The organism is Mycolicibacterium lacusdiani, from assembly GCF_021916785.1.
GTDB lineage: Bacteria > Actinomycetota > Actinomycetes > Mycobacteriales > Mycobacteriaceae > Mycobacterium > Mycobacterium lacusdiani.
In genome coordinates, this window is record NZ_JAKCFC010000003.1 from 551,505 (window position 1) to 569,286 (window position 17,782).

Sequence of the window (17,782 nt, forward strand, 5' to 3'; positions counted from 1 at the left end):
GGGCATTCCAATCCGTCAGCGCAGCAGGTGTTCTCGCGCGAACTCGAGTGACTCGGTCAGCAACTGCTCGCGTTCGGCGCCGGTGCGCGCCCGCGACGTGGTGACCTCGAGGATGACGTGCCCGGCGAACGAACTCGCCGCGAGCATCTGGCAGATCTCGGCGGCGGGCTGGGAACCGTAGCCGGGCACCAGGTGCTCGTCGGTGGCGGCGCCGCTGCCGTCGCACAGGTGCAGGTGCACCAGCCCGTCCGGTCCGTCGACGCCCATGCGGCCTGCCATCTCGATGGCGTCGCTACCTGCCGTGGCGGCGTGCGAGAGGTCCAGCGTGTAGTGCGCGTAGTCGCCGTCGAGCGGGTCGTACGACGGCGCGAACGCGGAGACGGCGACCCCCGGCGTGCCGCCGCGTTTGCGCATCCGCTCGATGGACGACTGCCCCGCGCCGAAGAAGCGGTCGGTGCGGAACGGGAACATGTTCTCCACCGCCACCATCACGTGACTCGACGACTCGAGTTCGGCAACCTGGTCGGCGAAGCCCTCGGCGTAGCGGCGCTGCCACCGGAACGGCGGGTGCACGACCACGGTCTGAGCGCCGAGTTCCTCGGCGGCGCGCACGCTGCGGTCGAGTTTCGGGATCGGGTTGGCGCCCCACACCCGCTGCGAGATCAACAGGCATGGCGCATGCACGGACAGCACGGGCACGTCGTACTGCGCCGACATCTTGGCGATCGCGTCGACGTCCTGGCTGGCCGTCTCGGCCCACACCATGAGTTCGACGCCGTCGTACCCGAGTCGCGCCGCGTACTCGAACGCCGCCTCGGTCCGCAGGGGATAGACCGAGGCGGTCGAGAGACCAACCTTGATGGCGGGGCGCACTGAATCCGGACCGGTTCGTCTCGTCGCGTCAGTGGGACTGCAGGAGCGCCAGCGGGCCCAGCGTGACCAGTGCCCCCACCGCCACCGCGATCAGGGTGCTTCCGATGTCCTCGGTCTTGCGCACGACGCGGACCCCGACCACGAGCCCGAGGATCACGAGCACCGACAGCACCAGCGCGACGATGTTGTTCCACTTCCACAGCTGATCGAACGCGACGAACAGACCGGCGCCGAACGCGACGGCCAGGACGCACTGCGCGACGATCCACAGGCCGCTCAGGAACGTCGACCCGCGTGCCTCGACCTTCTCGTCCGGGGTGACGTCGACGGTGCCGTCGTCGCGCGCCTCGTCGCCGAGGTCGATCTCCTCGGGTCCCGGCTGCCTGCCACGGCGCGCGATGTCGTCGGCGACGGACTGACCGCCCCCGAACAGGGTGTCTGCACCCGAGCGCAGATAGGACGGCTTGGTGTCCTTCGTCTCGTCGGTGTCGTCCATCGTCTCGGAAGCGCTGCTGGCGATCCCGGCGAAGTCCAGCTCGAGGTCGTCGGCTGCATCGTCATCGTCATCGGCGACCGGGTCGGGGCTCATCTGCTCGGCACCCGAGGTGGCGTCGTAGGCAGTGGCGGTCCGCGACCGGCGGGGCAGCGGGGTGAACTCCAGCGGCAGCGGATCGGCGTCGCGCTCTTGGAGGTGGCTGGCGTACTGGGCTTCGAGGTCGTCCTCGGCCTGCGCCTCGTCGGCCAGTGCTTCGTCGGCCAGCGCCTCGTCGGCTGCTTCGTCTGCCTGGGCCTCGTCGGCGTCCACCTCGGCGGGCGCCAGCACGCCGAACTCCTCGGACTCGGCGACGACCTCGGGCTCGGGCTCGGGCTCGACCTGTGGCTCTGCTTCTGCTTCGACGCCGGCCTCGGGCTCGGCCTCTGCCTCTGCGGCGGGCTCCTCGACGACCGGCTCGGGAGCCGGCTCACGACGTTCCTCGACGAGCTGCTCGGGTGCGGCGCTCACGATCGGAATCTCGCCGGTGAGTTCGGCGACGGTCACCGAGTCGGAGTTGCCCCGCCTACGACGGCGTCGACCACCTGCAGGCGGCGCGCCGATGGTGCCGTTGCGCGCCAGCAGCTCGGCAACGGAGATCGGCCGGGTGGCGCTGTCGTCTGGATCTGTCATCGTTTGTCGCCTCTGGCCTTGGCTGAGTCGGCGGATGTCTTCACCACGGCTGAGATGCCCACCCCGTCGGCGAAAGCGGCCCCGTCGGCTTCACTGTCGAGTTTCCGCAAAATCAACCCCTCTCGCAACGCCCAGGGACAGATGTCGACCGTGTCGATCGACAGTGCCCGCATACTCGCCTCGGCTACCAGTGCGCCTGCCACGATCTGCGGCGCGCGCTCAGCGCTCACCCCTTCCAGTTCCGCTCGGTCTGCGGCGGTCATCCTAGAGATGAAGGCGATGAGCTGCCGCAGGCCCGCTGCTGTCAGTGTCCTCTTCACCCTGGGTCCCGCGCCGGAAGGCGCGGCACCGGTGAGTCGCGCCAGCGACCGGAACGTCTTCGACGTCGCCACGGTCAGGTCGGGGGTACCGGCGTCGAGCACCTTCGCGCCCGCCTCGGCCAGCTCGTTGGCGAGCCAGTCCTGCAGCATCGCGACGCGGCGGCGGCCCGGCGGATCGTCGGGCAGCCACTCGCGGGTGAGCCTGCCCGCGCCCAGCGGCAGCGACAGCGCGACGTCGGGCTCCTCGTCGACGCCGCTGGAGAGTTCCAGCGATCCGCCGCCGATGTCGATGTTGATGATGCGACCGGCGCTCCAGCCGTACCAACGCCGCACGGCCAGGAAGGTCAGCCGTGATTCGTCGACGCCACTGAGCACCTTGAGGTTCACGCCCGCCTCGTTGCGCACGCGGGCCAGCACGTCGTCGGAGTTCGTCGCGTCCCGCACGGCGGAGGTGGCGAAGGCCATCAGCTCCGAGCACCCCGAACTCGCGGCGATCTTCGCGAACTCGTCGATGGTATCGACCAACTTGTCGGCGCCCTTGCGCACCAGCTTGCCGGAGCCGTCGATGGACTCGGCCAACCGCAGCGACGCCTTGGTGGAACTCATCGGCGTCGGGTGACCGCCCCGTCGCGCATCGACGACGAGCAGATGAACTGTGTTGCTGCCCACGTCGAGCACGCCCAATCGCACGGAGCCCACGTTATCGGGTCTACCGTGGCTTTCCGTGAGCGGTGTGCACGCGGGAGAGGTCGAACTCGACTTCGCGCGCGAATGGGTGGAGTTCTTCGATCCCGACGACCCGGAACGTCTGATCTCAGCAGACATGACGTGGCTGCTGTCGCGGTGGACGTGCGTGTTCGGCACACCCGCCTGCCAGGGCACGGTCGAGGGCAGGCCCGACGACGGTTGCTGCTCGCACGGCGCCTTCCTGTCCGACGACGACGATCGGGCGAGCCTGGACGACGCGGCAGCGCAACTGACCGACGAGGACTGGCAGTTCCGGGACAAGGGTCTGGGCCGCAAGGGGTACCTCGAGATGGACGAGATCGACGGCACCCCCAATCTGCGGACGCGGAAGTACAAGGGCGCGTGCATCTTCCTCAACCGTCCCGGCTTCCCCGGCGGCATCGGGTGCGCACTGCACTCCAAGGCGCTGAAGCTGGGCGTGGAGCCGCTCACGATGAAGCCCGAGGTCTGCTGGCAGTTGCCGATCCGCCGGACCGAGGAGTGGGTCGAGCGGCCCGACGGCTCACAGGTGCTCAAGACCACGATCACCGAGTACGACCGCCGCGGGTGGGGCGAGGGTGGTGCGGACCTGCACTGGTATTGCACGGGTGACCCCGCCGCACACGTCGGCTCACGCCCGGTGTGGGAGTCCTACGCCCCCGAGCTGACCGTCTTGCTCGGTGCGAAGGCGTACGCGGAACTCGCGGCGCTGTGCAGGCGGCGCGGCGGCCTCGGCCTGATCGCCGTGCACCCCGCTACGCGCGCAGCGCACTGACGGTCACGCCTGCCGGGCGATGTATCGCTACGCGGGCCGCGTGATGTGCCGAGGCTCGGCGGTGCGCCGGATCGCCGGTGCCACCGGGCGGCCCTCCAGCAGCCCCTCGACGGTCTTCTGCTCGATCGCGCGGCGGTAGACCACCAGCGCCTCGGTGACTGCGGCCACCGTCTGGTCGACGTCGGCTGCCGCGTGCGCGGCGGAGGTGACGAACGACTGGCCGAGCACGCCCCGGCGCAGCAGCTCCTGCAGGAACAGGGTGCGGTAGGCCTGCGACGGCTGCCCGTCCGGACCGCGGGTGGCGAACAGCAGGCACGACGGCCTGCCAAGGACCTCGACGTAGTAGTCCAGCCCGGCGTCACGCACGGCCGCGGTGATCTCGGTGGACAGCTGCCTGCCCGCGGCCTCCATGAGGCCGATCGGGTTCTGCGTGCGGTAGGCGTGCACGACCGCGCGGAACGCCGCGAGCGCCGACGTCTCGGCGCCGTGGGTAGTGGACAGCAGGAACACGCGGTCCTCCTCGGTCCGCAGCCCACCGAGTTCCATGTACTCCCGCTTGCCAGCCAAGGCGGACAGCGGGAAGCCGTTGGCCATCGCCTTGCCCCAGCACGACAGGTCCGGTGCGACGCCGTAGACGGCCTGGGCGCCGCCGGCCGACCACCGGAAGCCGGTGATCATCTCGTCGAACACCAGCAGGGTGCCGTGCGAGTCGCATTGCGCGCGAAGTCCTTCGAGGAACCCGGGGTGCGGTTCGGCCAGCGCGGTGGCCGCCTCGAGTATCACGCAGGCCACGTCGTCACCCGCCAGCGCCGCGGCGACCGAGGTCAGGTCGTTGTAGTCGAACCGGACGGTCGTCTCCACCGCGGCGGCGGGAATGCCGCCGTTCATCGCGGTGGTGCCGATGAACCAGTCGTCGGTGGAGAAGAACGGCTGCCTGCAGACGGCGACCTTGGTCCGCCCGGTGACCGCGCGTGCCAGTCGCACGGCCGCGGTCGTGGTGTCGGAACCGTTCTTGGCGAACTTCACCATGTCCGCGGCGGGAACCAGGCTCAGGAAGTCCTCGGCGGCAGCGAGTTCCAGCTCCGTCGGCCTGCTGAAGTTCACGCCGTGCGCGATCGTTCGGGTGACGGCGTCGACGACGGGTTGGTAGCCGTGCCCGAGCGTCACCGAGCGCAGGCCCATGCCGTACTCGACGTAGGAGTTGCCGTCGACGTCCCACACCCGGCAGCCCTGCCCGCGCACCAGCACCGGCGCCATGAACTCGGGGAACTGGTCGGAGCCGCGGGCGTAGGTGTGCGCGCCGCCGGGAACGAGGTCGTGCAACCGGTCCTGCATCGCGCGCGACCGCGCGAACGTGCGCGGCGGGATTCCTGGGTCGGTCATGGCCGGCCTCCTCCTGTCGAAGCCATGGCGACCGATTCGTCGGTCACCCAGCGCCCGGCGAGTTCCGGGAGGCGCGCAGACACCTCGGGCAGCAGGTCGGCCACGGTCAGCAGCACCACGTCGGGCGCGGCGGCGACGAGCGCGTCGGGCGAGATGATCGGGATGTCGGTCCCGGGCATGCGGCGGCCCTGCTTGGCGGGTGACGCGTCGGCGACCGCGCGCAGGAGACCGGAGTCGAGCCCGGCCGATGCGAACAGCGCCACGGCACGTGAGGCCGCGCCGTAGGCGAACACCCGCCGACCCTTGTCGCGTTGCCACTGCAGATAGGACCGCAGCGCGTTGGCGTGCCGGTCGGCGGCGGCCTGCAGCGGGGTGAGGCCATCGGGTCGCGCCAGCGCGGCATCTGCAGCGGCGAGCCTGCCGATCTCCGGGTCCGGCGTCCCGTCGCGCGATGAACCGCGGTGCACCGCACCCACGAGGACGGTGCCGCCGTAGAGCGGGAACCGCCAAACCGCCATGGGACGCAGCCCGGCGCCGGCGAGCAGGTTCCGCAACGCCACCATCGAGTAGTAGGCAAAGTGGCCGTGCCGCAACGCGTTCCACTGCCCACCGCCCACGATGGCCGAGAGTTCGTGGTACTGCAGCAGCAGGACGCCGTCCGGTGCGGTGGCGGCAGCTCGCTCGGCGAACGCCGCCCGCTGGTCGGGTTCGTGCATGATGCCGAAGCAGTCGAGGACGACGTCGGCCCGGCCGTCGGTGGGCGCCATGCCGCGCTCGGCCAGCAGTGGCAGCCAGCTGCCGCCGTGCGGGCTGCCGAACTCGCGCACCGTGGCTCCGGTCAGCCAGCCGTGCGCGCTCACCCGGCGTACCGCGTCGGCAGCCTGGTCCACGAGCGCCTGCGGTTCGACGCCGCGCGGTTCGGCGGTGACGGTGTCGTCGTCGGCCAACTGCGCGAGCCCGCACGCGGTGCACAGGTCCATCGCCAGCGGATGGTCGGTCTCGCCGGGCTGCACGGGCAGACCGGCCGCCGGGAAGTGGTCGGCGGCGGGCACCGCACCGAGGTCGAGCACGCGATTCGGCTGCGGCGCAGCGCAGGCCCGGCAGGCGCTCATGCGACCATGGCCCGGTGCGCATCGATCGGACGTCCCTGGCGGGCGTCGTCGTCCTGGTCCCGCAGCCGTTCCACGACGACCGGGGACTGTTCACCCGCACGTTCGACGCCGACGTGTTCGACGACTGGGCGGGTGCGCCCGGCACCGCGGCGCGGTTCGTACAGGACTCGCAGTCGCGGTCGCGGCGCGGCGTGATCCGGGGAATGCACGGCAGACGCGGGCGGGGTGAGGCGAAGTTGGTGCGGTGCGCCAACGGCGCGGTGCACGACGTGCTGGTCGATGCCAGACCCGACTCCCCCACGTTCGGCCGCCATGAGGCGTTCACGTTGGATGACAAGGAGTTTCGTCATCTGTACGTGCCGCCGGGGATGCTGCACGGGTTTCAGGCGCTGACCGAGACGGCAGACGTCTGCTATCGCATCGACACGCCGCACGACCCGAGTGAGGACGTCGCCGTCGCTCACGACGACCCCGACCTCGCGCTGGACTGGCCCCTGCCGGTGAGCGTCGTGTCCGCGCGCGACGCCGCGGCGGGTAGCTGGGGAGACCTGCTCACACTGCTGCGCTGACACCGCGCATCGCCCCGTCGATCGAACCACTCGCCTGCAGCGACTGCAGTCGTGCCAGCCGGGTGAAGTTCCGTTGGAAGTCGTCGGTGGTCAACCCGTACGCGGTGTACGCCTCGTACAGCTCGCGCGCACCGTCGGCGATCGACCACCGGGCCTCGAAGCCGAGTTCGGTTCGCGCCCTGCTGAAGTCGACCCGGTAGGAGCGCGGATCGGCGCCGCTCTCCCCGGTGATCGACAGCATCGCGGCAGGCACGGTGTAGCACACCGCGTCCGCGATCTGGGCGACCGTGACGTTGTTGACCTCGGTGCCAACGTTGTAGGCGCGGCACGACACCACGTCGGCAGGGGCGTCGAGGCACACCGCGAACGCCCGTGCGATGTCGGCGGCGTGAACCAGTGGGCGCCACGGGGTGCCGTCGGAGAGCACCCGCACGACACCGGACAGTACGGCGTGACCCATCAGGTTGTTCAGCACGATGTCGGCACGCAACCGGGGTGAGAACCCGAACGCCGTTGCGTTGCGCAGGAACACCGGGGTGAAGCGTGCGTCGACGAGCGCGGCGACGTCGTCTTCGACCCGGACCTTGCTGATCGCGTATGGCGTGATGGGGTTCAGTTCGGCGTCCTCGCCGACGAGGTCACGACCGGCCGCCCCGTACACCGAGCACGTCGAGGCGTAGAGGAACCGCGAGACGCCGGCTTCCTTGGCCGCGTGGGCCAGTCGCACTGACGCGTGGTGGTTGATGTCGAAGGTGATCTCCGGGGCGAGCGCGCCCAGTGGGTCGTTGGACAGCGCCGCGAGGTGGATCACGGCGTCGAAGCCCCGAAGGTGCTCGGCGGTGACGTCGCGCAGGTCGACCGGCAGGTTGGGCGGGTCGACGGGATCGGGGCCAAGCACGCAGTCGGCGAAGTAGCCGTTGTCGAGGCCCGTGACGTCGTGGCCGGCGTCCCGCAGGGCGGGCACCATGACGGTGCCCAGGTAGCCCTGGTGGCCGGTGACGAGGACGCGCTGGCTCATGTGTTCGCTCCAAGGGTCATGATCGTCTTGTCCACCACGAACGCCTCGGCGTGCGGGCTGCGGCACTGCACGCCGCGCAACCGGGACAGGCCGAGGAACGACAGGTCGTCGAACCAGTCCCGGCCCACCTGGGACGGGTAGTGCTCGTGCAGCAGCTTCACCTTCTCCTCGGCGATCTGCGTGCCGAGTGGATGAAACACGTTGGGGGTCGGGGTGTCCGTCTCCCACTTGAGGATCTCGTAGCCCAGCGTCAGGTGATCGCGGAACTCCGTCGGCACCAGTTCGGCGAGCAGCCGGTGGTCCTGGTGGGCGTCATTGCGCTGGGTGGCGAACACCACGTCGGGTTCGCAGGTGCGCCGAAAGTCCGCCAGCGCCTGCTTGATCCGATCCCAGTGGTGCGGGGCGCGGCCGTCGGGCAGGTCGAGCACGGTCAGCGCGACCGTGGCGCCGGGGCAGAACGCCTCGAGCGCCGCGCGTTCCTCGGCCTCGCGTTCGGTGCCACCGCCGCTGAGCACCAGCGCGTGCACCCGCAGGCCGGGACGCGACCGCGCCAGGGTCAGCAGCGTGCCGCCCATCCCGATGGCGATGTCGTCGCAGTGCGCACCGAGCACCGCGATCTCGGTGAGATCGCCTGCCTGCAGGGAGATCACGTGACCGCGAACTCCGGGACGGCATCCTTGGCGTGCTCCCAGAGCATCCACGGCCGGTCGCCGCGCGCGTATCCCGCGTCGAGTTCGGCCCGCTCCTTGAAGGTGTCGGCCGGCTTCCAGAAGCCGAGGTGCTTGTACCCGTGCAGCCTGCCCTGGGCGGCCAGCGCGCCGCAGACGTCCTCCACGAGGTCGCAGTCCTCGGTGAGCATGTTCAGGACCTCGTTCGACAGGACGAAGAAGCCGCCGTTCTCCCAGATGGGCAGCCGCGACACCGGCGTGATCCCGGTGACCGCGCCGGAACTCTCGATGTCGACGCAGTGGAACGACGACTGCGGCGGAACGACGAGCATGGAGGCCGCGGCGCCGGATTCGCGCACCTCGTCGATGATCTCGTTCATTGGGGCGTCGGTCAGCACGTCGGAGTAGTTCGCCAGGAAGTACTCCTCGTCCTCCACGAACGGCTTGACGCGGCGCAGCCGCTCGCCGATCGGCGACTCCGGGCCGGTGTCGACGAACGTGATCGACCAGTCGCTGATGTCGGACTGCAGCAGTTCCACCTGGCCGCCGCGGATGACGAAGTCGTTGGACACCGACTCCTGGTACGAGAGGAAGTAGTTCTTGATGTGCGCGGCGCCGTAGCCGAGGCACAGGATGAAGTCCTTGTGTCCGAAGTGCGCGTAGTAGCGCATGACGTGCCAGATCAATGGCCGCGGCCCGATCATCTGCATGGGCTTGGGGATCGTGTCGTCATCCCCGTTGCGCATCCGCATTCCGTAACCGCCGCAGAACAGAACGACCTTCACGAGTGTGCCCCCTTGTTTGGCTCCACGACGTGGAGGTTTGGTAGCGGGTAGACGAGCTGAGCGCCCCACTCCGCGGTGTAGGCCAACTGGGCGGTGATCTCCGCCTCGAGGTTCCACGGCAGCACGACGATGACGTCGGGCCGGTCCTTGTCGAGCACCTCGACCGGGTGGACCGGGATGCGCGCGCCGGGGGTGAACTTGCCGTGCTTGTATGGATTTCGGTCGACGAGGTACTCGACGAGGTCGGACCGGATGCCGCAGTAGTTCAGCAGCGTGTTGCCCTTGCCGGGTGCGCCGTAACCCACCACTCGCTTGCCCGCCGCGCGGCAGTCGAGCAGGAAGCCCAGCAGCTGCTGACGCTGGCGCTCCACCCGCTGCTGCAGACCGACGTAGCCCGCGACGTCGTGCAGGCCTGCGTCGGCCTCGATCGCCAGTGCGTCGGCGACCCGCGCGCTGGGCGAACCCGCGGCCGCGTATGGCCGCGCCCACAACCGGATAGAGCCGCCGTGGGTCTCGATGAGTTCGACGTCGACCACGGTCAGGCCCGCGGTGGCGAGCGCATTGGTCGCCGACGCCACGGTGTAGTACTGGAAGTGTTCGTGGTAGATCGTGTCGTACTGGGCCTGCGTGATCAGGGCGAGCGCGTGGTGCACCTCGATCGAGACCCAGCCGTCGTCGGCGACCAGGGCCCGCAGGCCGCGGGTGAACCCGAGCACGTCCGGGATGTGCGCGTAGACGTTGTTGGCCACCACCAGATCGGCAGGGCCGTGCTCGTCGCGCACCCGCTGACCGGCTGCCTCGTCGAGGAACGCCGTGACCGTCGGGACGCCGCGTTCGACGGCAGCGGCGCCCACGTTGACCGACGGCTCGATGCCGAGGCACCGTATTCCGGCGTCCAGCACGTGGCGCAGGAGGTAGCCGTCGTTGCTGGCGACCTCGACGACAAATGATTCACCGTTGAGATTCAAGCGGTCGACGGCGTCGGTGACGAACCCGCGCGCGTGCTCCACCCAGCTGTCGGAGAACGACGAGAAGTAGGCGTACTCGGTGAAGGTGTCCTCAGGGGTGATGAGCGCGGGGATCTGCAGCAGCAGGCAATCGGCGCAGACCCTCAGGTGCAGTGGGTAGGTGACTTCGGCCTGTTCAAGCGCCTGATCGTCGAGCAGCTTCTCGCACGGCGGCGTCGCACCGAGGTCGAGCACACTGAGCAGTTGGTCTGATTCACACACTCGGCACGGCACGGGCGGACCTTTGCTTCCGACTCGACGTCCAGGGCGCGTGTCCCCGGTCGGGTCCGCGCGGTGCCGTGCGTCCGCGATGGCCGAAGAGCCCCCCGCAGCGCGTGGCTACGAGAGTGAGAGTAGCAAGGTCTAGCTAAGTTGGCGAACGTTGCTAGAAATGCACGCTCGCGACTTTTTCAGAGAACGGATGTCGGGGGTCAACCCTCGAGCTTGTAGCCGAGGCCCCGCACGGTGACGAGGTGGACGGGGTTGGCGGGGTCGGACTCGATCTTGCTGCGCAGGCGCTTGACGTGGACGTCGAGGGTCTTCGTGTCGCCGACGTAGTCGGCACCCCACACCCGGTCGATCAACTGGCCGCGGGTGAGTACCCGTCCGCTGTTGCGCATGAGGTATTCGAGGAGGTCGAATTCCTTGAGCGGCAACGTGATCGGGTCACCGTCGACCGACACGATGTGCCGCTCGACGTCCATCCGGACGGGGCCGGCCTCGAGCACGCCATCGGCGATGCCGGATTCGTCGGGGTCCGCCCCCCTGCGCAGCACCGCGCGGATGCGGGCGATCAGTTCGCGTGCCGAGTACGGCTTGGTGACGTAGTCGTCGGCGCCGAGCTCGAGGCCCACCACCTTGTCGATCTCGCTGTCGCGCGCGGTGACCATGATCACAGGCACGCTGGAGCGCGAACGCAGTTGTTTGCAGACGTCCGTTCCGCTCATACCGGGCAGCATCAGGTCGAGCAGCACGATGTCGGCACCGGACCGCTCGAACTCGGCAAGCGCGGACGGGCCGTCGGTGACGACCGTCGCCTCGAAGCCCTCCTTGCGCAGCAGGAACGCCAGCGGGTCCGCCAGCGACTCTTCGTCTTCCACGATCAACACACTGGTCATTTGAGCTCTAGGCCCTCTCGTTCGTCATGCTCGTCTGGGTCGTGGTGGTAGGGATAGGCCGGTATCGACAGCGTGAACGTCGACCCGGTGCCCGGCTGACTCCACAGCCGGATGGATCCGTTGTGGTTGGCCGCGACGTGCTTCACGATCGCGAGCCCCAACCCCGTGCCGCCGGTGGCCCGGGACCGCGCCTTGTCGGCGCGGAAGAACCGCTCGAACACCCGCTCCTGGTCGGCGCGGGCGATGCCGATGCCGCGGTCGGTCACGGCGATCTCGACGTCGTCGCCTCTGCGCCTGCGCGAGATCGACACCGGAGATCCCTTCGGCGAGTAGTTGATCGCGTTGGAGACCAGGTTCGCCAGCGCGGTGACCAGCAGCGCCTGGTCGCCGTAGACCCGATAGCCGGTGGGAGCGTCCGTGGTGATCTCGATGTCGGCGTTGTCCGCGGCCACTTTGTAGCGCGACAGTGCCTCGTTGACCACCGTGTCGACGTCGACCGCGTCGAGTTCGGGCAACGGCTCGGCGCCCTGCAGGCGGGACAGCTCGATGAGTTCGCCGACCATGTTCGCCAGTCGGTTGGACTCGATGACCATCCGGTCGGCGAACCGGGTCACGGTCTCCGGGTCGTCGGCCGACGCCTGCAGCGCCTCGGCCAGCAGCCCCATCGCACCCACCGGCGTCTTCAGTTCGTGGCTGACGTTGGCGACGAAGTCCCTGCGGGTGGCCTCCATCCGCGCATGCTCCGACTGATCGTCGACGTAGACCACCGCGAAGCGGCGATCGTCCTCGGTCAGCAGCCGGACGTGACCGCGCACGTGCAGCCCCGACCTGCCGGGGTTCTGCCTGCGCGCGGGCGAGAGGTCGACCTCGACGTCTTCGCCGGTGGCGAGCGTGCGCTGCGCGGCGGCCCAGGCACGGTCGTCGAGCAGCCGGTCACGGACCAGACCGAGTTCCTTGGCCTGGTCGTTGATGAAGACCACGTCACGGTAGACGTCGACCACCACGATTCCCACCGGGGAGAGCGCCACGACGTGCTGCAGCATCTCCGAGATCGTGATGCCCGCCTGATCGGCGGTGCGGCGCTGCCGGCGGTCGCGAATACGCGGTACCAGCACCGCTCCGATCGCTGCGCCGAGCGCCAGCGCGAGCAGTGCCACGACTGCCGTCAACAGCAGTGCGGACGCCACACTCACGGGCAAATCGTACGCACCGGGTGAACGTCATCCCAGCAGCGTGCGGCCAATTCGGGACAAGTCACAAACCCAAACACAGGAGTTCGGTCGCCGTTCACCCGAGTTCACCCGCTGTTCGCCACGGAGGTGTCCGTTGGCGCCGGGTTACTTGGCGCCCTGGGCGGCCACCGCGGCCGCACCCGCCGCGGCGGCGTCCGGATCGAGGTACCGGCCACCGGGCACGGTGGGCTTGAGATCCGCGTCGAGTTCGTAGACCAGCGGGATGCCGGTCGGGATGTTGAGCCCGACGACGTCGGCGTCGGACATCCCGTCGAGGTACTTGACCAGTGCGCGCAGCGAGTTGCCGTGCGCGGCGATCATCACGGTCCGGTCGGCACGCAGATCCGGCACGATCGTCTGCTCGTAGTACGGCACGAAGCGAGCCACCACGTCGGCGAGGCACTCGGTGAGCGGGCCGCCATCGATGTCGGCGTACCGCGCCTCGGCGTCCTGGCTGAACTCACTGCCCTTCTCGATCGGCGGTGGCGGCGTGTCATAGCTGCGTCGCCACGCCATGAACTGCTCTTCCCCGTACTTCTCCTTGGTCGCCGCCTTGTCGAGGCCCTGCAGCGCGCCGTAGTGCCGCTCGTTGAGCCGCCAGTTGCGGTGCACCGGGATCCAGTGCCGGTCGGCCTTGTCCAGCGCGAGGTTGGCGGTGGTGATGGCCCTGCGCAGCAGCGAGGTGTACAGCACGTCGGGCAGAACGCCCTCGGCGGCGAGCAGCGTGCCGCCGCGCGCGGCCTCGGCCCTGCCCTTGTCCGTGAGGTCGACGTCCACCCAACCGGTGAACAGGTTCAGCGCGTTCCATTCGCTCTCGCCATGGCGGAGCAGCACCAGCGTGGCCATGGCGACCATCCTGTCACGGAGTCAGCGCTCGGTCCCCGCGATGTCAGTCGTCGTCGTGGTCCTCGATGAGGTGCTCGAACGCCTTGAGGTTCTTGAGCGACTCGCCGCGGGCGACGCGCCACTCCCATTCCTTCTGGATCGAGGTGCGAAAGCCCAGTTCCAGCAGGGTGTTGAAGTCGGAGTCGACGGCCTCGAGCACCTGGCCGAGGACCCGGTCCACCTCGTCGGGCGTTACGGCGTGCAGCGCCATGTGCCCCACCAGGTAGATGTCGCCGACCTTGTCGAGCGTGTAGGCCACGCCGTACAGCTTGCGATTGCGGCGCAGCATGAAGCCGTAGACGCCCTCGTTGTTCTCGTCGGGCCTGCGGCAGACGAACGCCTCGACCCGCACCGAGTGCTCGCCGATGCGCAACAGGGTGTTCGTCTTGAGCTTGCGCTCCCCGGGCAGCGCCACCACGACGCCGGGTTGTCCGTTGCTTGCGCTCTCGTGGAACGTGTACTCGAGATCGTGCTCGGAGAGCGTGTTCTCGATGGTCTGGCGGACGTCCTCGGTGACGCTCACGCGCGCACCCCGCGTCGGATCGAGAGCCGGCGCCGGTCTCGCCGCGGCGGCGGTTCGACGCGCTGATGCCGCGCCCGGTAGTCGGTGATGGCGCGGCCGTAGCTGGCCAGCAGCCCGTCGACGGTGTGGCCCCAGGAGAAGGTCGCGGCGTGCGCCTGGGCGGCCGACGACATCGCCTGGCGGTCGCCGGCGAGCACGCCGTCGATCGCGGCGGCCCAGTCGTCGGCGTCGTGGGTGGCGACCAACGTGCCCGTGACGCCGTCGCGCACCGCGACGGGCAGGCCGCCGACGGCAGCGGCGACCACGGGGGTGCCGCACGCCTGCGCCTCGACGGCCACCAGCCCGAAGGATTCGGCATGGCTGGGGATGGCCACCACGTCGGCGGCGCGATAGACGTCGACCAGGCGGTCACGGCTCTGCGGGGGGAGGAAGGTCACCCGGTCGGTGATACCCAGCTCTTCGGCAAGCCGAACCAATCCCTCGGGATTGGCGGCGCTACCGGTGTCGGCGCGCGTGACGACACCCGATCCGGACGCACCGCCTGCGATCACGACGCGCACTCCCGGGACCTTGGCGGCGGCACGCAGCAGGACGTCGGGCGCCTTGAGCGGCTGGATGCGGCCCACGAACGCGACGATCGGCTCCTCGCCGGGGATGCCGAGACCCGCACGGGCCGCGCGCTCGTCGCCGGGGGTGAACATCGCGAGGTCGACGCCCGGGTGCACCACGTCGATGCGCCCGGGATCGGCGCGATGCAATGAAACCAGTTCTCGCGCTTCGTATTCGGTGTTCACGATCAGGCGGTCGGCCTCGTCGACCACCTGCTGCTCACCGACCGACCGCAGCGGCGGCTCGGGCCTGTCCCCCTCGGCAAGCGACGCGTTCTTCACCGCGGCCAGGGTGTGCGCGGTGTGGACCAGCGGCACGGCCCAGCGGTCGCGGGCCAGCCAGCCCACCTGACCGGAGAGCCAGTAGTGGGAGTGGACGACGTCGTAGTACCCGGGTTCGTGGGTCGCCTCGGCGCGCAGCACCCCCGCCGTGAACGCACACAGCTGGGTGGGCAGGTCGTTCTTGTCGAGCCCCTCGAACGGTCCGGCGACGACGTTGCGCACCAGCACGCCGGGTGCGACCCGCACGATCGGCGGGTCGGTCGAGGCGGTGGCCCTGGTGAAGATCTCGACGTCGACGCCGCGGCGGGCGAGTTCCAACGCGCTCTGCAGCACGTAGACGTTCATGCCGCCTGCATCACCGGTTCCCGGCTGCGCCAGGGGCGAGGTATGGACCGACAGGACGGCGACGCGCACACCTCATCCTTACACCGGTGCGGATCCGGCCTCGTCGCCCGGTCGCGTCTCAGGCCGACTCGGGCCTCCGGCCCCTAGCGCGCCGCATGGCACCGATCGGATCGGCGTACAGCCCGCCGAGCGAGACGACGCCCGCCCCTGCCTCCTGGATGCGGTTGCCGAACGACGTCAGGCGGATGTCGCGGGCACCGAGCACCGACCGCTGCGCGAACGCGGACTCGACGAGCGGGAAGCCCTCGGGGTACTCGGTGAACGCCTGACCGCCGACCACGAGGTCGTCGGGGTTGAGCATGTCGCGCAGCAGCGCGACGGCCTCGCCCAGAACCCGGGCGCGTTCGGCGAGCAGTCCAGCTGCGCGTTCGTCGCCCTGGCGGGCGGCACGGAACACGGCGGCGATGGTCGACGCCGGCCCGCTCGCGGGCACGATGCGGAGCCGTCGCGCTGCCGAGAGCACTGCCTCGTCGCTGACCGTGGACTCCAATTGTCCGCTGCCGCTGAGCAATTCGGAGTGTGCGGGCAGCGCGGCGATCGTGCCGGGCCCGCTGGCCGGCGAGTGCACGCGGCCACCGATCGACAGCGCGTAGCCGACCGTCTCACGGGCGTAGACGTAGAGGCTGGTGCCCGTGTCGCGCGCCGAGCCGTCCGCAGCGCGACCGTCGCGCCTGCGTGCGCCGAGCAGCAGTTCCGCCCCGGCCATCGCATCCACGTGCGACGCGAGGGAGACCGGCAGCGCGAGTGTCTCGGCGAGCACGGCGCCGACGGGCGCCCCCGTCCAGCCGAGCCGCGGGTGGTCGACCAGTCCGGTGACGCTGTCGACGGCGCCGCCTGCGGTGACGCCGACCCAGAGCGGCCTGCGCCGGTGCCAACGGCTGAGGTAGCGGCTCGCGCTACCGGCCAGCGATGCGAGCGCCGCGCTCTGGTTGCCGACCGGCGTCGGCGTCTCGACGACGTCGAGCGTCCGCCCGAGCAGATCGGTCGCGGCGATGCTGGTGGTCTTGGCGCCGATGTGGACGGCGAGCGTCAGGAACGGCTCGTGGTTGACCTCGACGGGCACCCGCGGCCTGCCGATCGCTCCGGAGACGGCGAGGTCGGCGCGCTCACGCAGGATTCCCGCGTCGAGCAGGGCTGTGACCTGGCGGTTCACGGTCGCGATGCTCAGGCCCGTGACCTTGGCGATGACGTCGCGGGCGATCGGTCCGCGCGCCCGGGCGGCGCCGAAGACGGCGGCCGCGGCGGCGTCGGCGACCCGCAGCGAGGGAGCCACGATGTGGTGGCGGGCCAGCAGTGCGCGCTTGGCGTGCGATGCCGCGGTCTGGCGGCTACCGGCCGATGTAGTGAGGAGGGCGGTGGTGGAAAGCGAGGTGGGAGTAGACACGTTGTCGTCCTTGAGGGAAGTCGGCTGGTGGGTTTTCGGGCCACACCTGGCGACTCAGCAGGACGAAGGAGTCCGGGTTCAGTCAGGCGCAGCGTGTTGTGCGACGACAACAACACGCACGCCGGAAGGCGATACGCGAAGCCTGACTAAGGGACACGACCAGAATTTAGCACGCTGGCTAGAGTCGTGGGAATGACGGCTTCTGAAACTCGACAACGTGTCGCAGTGGTCACCGGCGCCAGTTCCGGCATTGGTGCTGCTACTGCCAAAAACCTTGCCGCGCTTGGCTTCCACGTGGTCTGCGTCGGTAGGCGCAAGGACCGCGTGCAGGCGGTCGCCGACGAGGTGGGCGGCACGGCGGCTGTGGCGGACGTCACCGACCAGGCTGCGATCGACGCGCTGGCGGCTGGTCTGGACCGCGTCGACGTGCTCGTCAACAACGCCGGCGGCGCCAAGGGTCTCGAGCCGGTGCTCGACGCGGACGAGGAGAACTGGCGCTGGATGTGGGAGACCAACGTGCTGGGCACGCTCCGCGTGACGCGGGCGCTGCTGCCCAAGTTGATCGACTCGGGTGACGGTCTGGTCGTCACGATCACCTCGATCGCCGCGTTCGAGACCTACGACGGCGGCTCGGGCTACACCGCGGCCAAGCACGCGCAGGGCGCTCTGCACCGCACGCTGCGCGGCGAGCTGCTCGGAAAGCCGGTGCGGCTCACCGAACTAGCGCCCGGCGCCGTCGAGACGGAGTTCTCGCTGGTGCGCTTCGACGGCGACCAGGACCGGGCCGACAACGTGTACCGCGGCATCACGCCGCTGGTGGCCGAGGACGTCGCCGAGGTCATCGGGTTCGTGGCGTCGCGGCCGTCGCACGTCAACCTCGACCAGATCGTCATCCGGCCGCGGGATCAGGCGCCCAACGGCAGGTTCAACCGGACGAACTGAGT

The 17,782-nt window shown here is 69.7% G+C and carries 18 protein-coding genes; 3 read left to right on the forward strand and 15 right to left on the reverse strand.

Annotated features, from left to right (window positions below):
* Window positions 1–15: 15 nt before the first annotated feature.
* From LOK44_RS12350 to LOK44_RS12360, 3 genes are read right to left on the reverse strand one after another with little or no spacing between them, the layout of a single operon-like run.
* The gene (locus tag LOK44_RS12350) at window positions 16–873 is read right to left on the reverse strand and encodes a sugar phosphate isomerase/epimerase family protein (protein WP_237570250.1); all 858 of its coding nucleotides are present in this window, start codon (window positions 871–873) and stop codon (window positions 16–18) included.
* 28 nt (window positions 874–901) lie between these two features.
* Window positions 902–2,038: an Rv0497 family membrane protein gene (locus tag LOK44_RS12355; RefSeq protein ID WP_237570251.1), complete on the reverse strand. Its 1,137-nt coding sequence runs from the start codon at window positions 2,036–2,038 to the stop codon at window positions 902–904.
* Window positions 2,035–3,048, reverse strand: a complete 1,014-nt coding sequence (locus LOK44_RS12360) for a Ppx/GppA family phosphatase (RefSeq protein WP_237570252.1) — start codon at window positions 3,046–3,048, stop codon at window positions 2,035–2,037. Before LOK44_RS12360 ends, LOK44_RS12355 begins: the two co-directional genes overlap by 4 nt.
* A 34-nt stretch (window positions 3,049–3,082) precedes the next feature.
* On the opposite strand from LOK44_RS12360, the gene LOK44_RS12365 reads away from it, so the two are divergent.
* The gene (locus LOK44_RS12365) at window positions 3,083–3,859 is read left to right on the forward strand and encodes a DUF3109 family protein (protein WP_237570253.1); all 777 of its coding nucleotides are present in this window, start codon (window positions 3,083–3,085) and stop codon (window positions 3,857–3,859) included.
* A gap of 27 nt (window positions 3,860–3,886) precedes the next feature.
* Here LOK44_RS12365 and LOK44_RS12370 read toward each other — a convergent pair whose 3' ends face one another.
* Both LOK44_RS12370 and LOK44_RS12375 read right to left on the reverse strand, forming a co-directional pair.
* Entirely contained in the window at window positions 3,887–5,242 is a 1,356-nt protein-coding gene (locus LOK44_RS12370; RefSeq protein WP_237570254.1) for a glutamate-1-semialdehyde 2,1-aminomutase, read from the reverse strand.
* A complete protein-coding gene (locus tag LOK44_RS12375; protein ID WP_237570255.1) occupies window positions 5,239–6,354 on the reverse strand; it encodes a methyltransferase domain-containing protein in 1,116 nt (371 codons plus the stop codon). The genes LOK44_RS12370 and LOK44_RS12375 overlap by 4 nt, the downstream gene beginning before the upstream one ends.
* 14 nt (window positions 6,355–6,368) lie before the next feature.
* Here LOK44_RS12375 and rfbC point away from each other — a divergent pair, with 14 nt between their 5' ends.
* Window positions 6,369–6,923, forward strand: coding sequence for a dTDP-4-dehydrorhamnose 3,5-epimerase (gene rfbC, locus LOK44_RS12380; protein WP_237570256.1), 555 nt, complete (start codon window positions 6,369–6,371; stop codon window positions 6,921–6,923).
* Here the strand turns inward: rfbC and LOK44_RS12385 are convergent.
* The 10 genes from LOK44_RS12385 to LOK44_RS12430 all read right to left on the reverse strand — a co-directional run bounded on the left by LOK44_RS12385 (window position 6,907) and on the right by LOK44_RS12430 (window position 16,838).
* Window positions 6,907–7,941 carry an NAD-dependent epimerase/dehydratase family protein gene (locus tag LOK44_RS12385; RefSeq protein ID WP_237570257.1) on the reverse strand — a complete coding sequence of 345 codons (1,035 nt, stop codon included), beginning with the start codon at window positions 7,939–7,941 and terminating at the stop codon, window positions 6,907–6,909. The genes rfbC and LOK44_RS12385 overlap by 17 nt on opposite strands.
* A complete protein-coding gene (locus LOK44_RS12390) occupies window positions 7,938–8,591 on the reverse strand; it encodes a PIG-L deacetylase family protein (RefSeq protein ID WP_237570258.1) in 654 nt (217 codons plus the stop codon). Before LOK44_RS12390 ends, LOK44_RS12385 begins: the two co-directional genes overlap by 4 nt.
* Window positions 8,588–9,394 carry a glycosyltransferase family protein gene (locus LOK44_RS12395; protein ID WP_237570259.1) on the reverse strand — a complete coding sequence of 269 codons (807 nt, stop codon included), beginning with the start codon at window positions 9,392–9,394 and terminating at the stop codon, window positions 8,588–8,590. Before LOK44_RS12395 ends, LOK44_RS12390 begins: the two co-directional genes overlap by 4 nt.
* A complete protein-coding gene (locus LOK44_RS12400; RefSeq protein ID WP_237570260.1) occupies window positions 9,391–10,635 on the reverse strand; it encodes a class I SAM-dependent methyltransferase in 1,245 nt (414 codons plus the stop codon). Before LOK44_RS12400 ends, LOK44_RS12395 begins: the two co-directional genes overlap by 4 nt.
* 197 nt (window positions 10,636–10,832) lie before the next feature.
* Complete coding sequence (gene regX / locus LOK44_RS12405; protein ID WP_237570261.1) at window positions 10,833–11,519, reverse strand: two-component sensory transduction protein RegX; 687 nt, start codon at window positions 11,517–11,519, stop codon at window positions 10,833–10,835.
* Window positions 11,516–12,712 (reverse strand): sensor histidine kinase, encoded by a 1,197-nt coding sequence (locus tag LOK44_RS12410; RefSeq protein WP_237570262.1) that lies wholly within the window; start codon window positions 12,710–12,712, stop codon window positions 11,516–11,518. Before LOK44_RS12410 ends, regX begins: the two co-directional genes overlap by 4 nt.
* Window positions 12,713–12,856: 144 nt before the next feature.
* Window positions 12,857–13,606 (reverse strand): phosphoglyceromutase, encoded by a 750-nt coding sequence (locus LOK44_RS12415; RefSeq protein WP_237570263.1) that lies wholly within the window; start codon window positions 13,604–13,606, stop codon window positions 12,857–12,859.
* A 34-nt stretch (window positions 13,607–13,640) separates the two neighbouring features.
* On the reverse strand, window positions 13,641–14,159 hold the full coding sequence (locus LOK44_RS12420; protein ID WP_237570264.1) for a type III secretion system chaperone family protein: 519 nt from the start codon (window positions 14,157–14,159) through the stop codon (window positions 13,641–13,643).
* A complete protein-coding gene (gene mshA / locus LOK44_RS12425; protein ID WP_237570265.1) occupies window positions 14,156–15,463 on the reverse strand; it encodes a D-inositol-3-phosphate glycosyltransferase in 1,308 nt (435 codons plus the stop codon). The genes LOK44_RS12420 and mshA overlap by 4 nt, the downstream gene beginning before the upstream one ends.
* A 49-nt stretch (window positions 15,464–15,512) precedes the next feature.
* Window positions 15,513–16,838, reverse strand: a complete 1,326-nt coding sequence (locus tag LOK44_RS12430; protein WP_372481226.1) for an ROK family transcriptional regulator — start codon at window positions 16,836–16,838, stop codon at window positions 15,513–15,515.
* A gap of 192 nt (window positions 16,839–17,030) precedes the next feature.
* On the opposite strand from LOK44_RS12430, the gene LOK44_RS12435 reads away from it, so the two are divergent.
* Window positions 17,031–17,780 (forward strand): SDR family NAD(P)-dependent oxidoreductase, encoded by a 750-nt coding sequence (locus tag LOK44_RS12435; RefSeq protein ID WP_237570266.1) that lies wholly within the window; start codon window positions 17,031–17,033, stop codon window positions 17,778–17,780.
* Window positions 17,781–17,782: the final 2 nt, after the last annotated feature.

Excerpts from the sequence above, each read along its gene's own strand:
- LOK44_RS12355 (WP_237570251.1), bottom strand. The coding sequence starts at position 2,038 with ATGACAGATCCAGACGACAGCGCCACCCGGCCGATCTCCGTTGCCGAG.
- LOK44_RS12370 (WP_237570254.1), bottom strand. The coding sequence starts at position 5,242 with ATGACCGACCCAGGAATCCCGCCGCGCACGTTCGCGCGGTCGCGCGCG.
- LOK44_RS12375 (WP_237570255.1), bottom strand. The coding sequence starts at position 6,354 with ATGAGCGCCTGCCGGGCCTGCGCTGCGCCGCAGCCGAATCGCGTGCTC.
- LOK44_RS12385 (WP_237570257.1), bottom strand. The coding sequence starts at position 7,941 with ATGAGCCAGCGCGTCCTCGTCACCGGCCACCAGGGCTACCTGGGCACC.
- regX (WP_237570261.1), bottom strand. The coding sequence starts at position 11,519 with ATGACCAGTGTGTTGATCGTGGAAGACGAAGAGTCGCTGGCGGACCCG.
- LOK44_RS12415 (WP_237570263.1), bottom strand. The coding sequence starts at position 13,606 with ATGGTCGCCATGGCCACGCTGGTGCTGCTCCGCCATGGCGAGAGCGAA.
- LOK44_RS12435 (WP_237570266.1), top strand. The coding sequence starts at position 17,031 with ATGACGGCTTCTGAAACTCGACAACGTGTCGCAGTGGTCACCGGCGCC.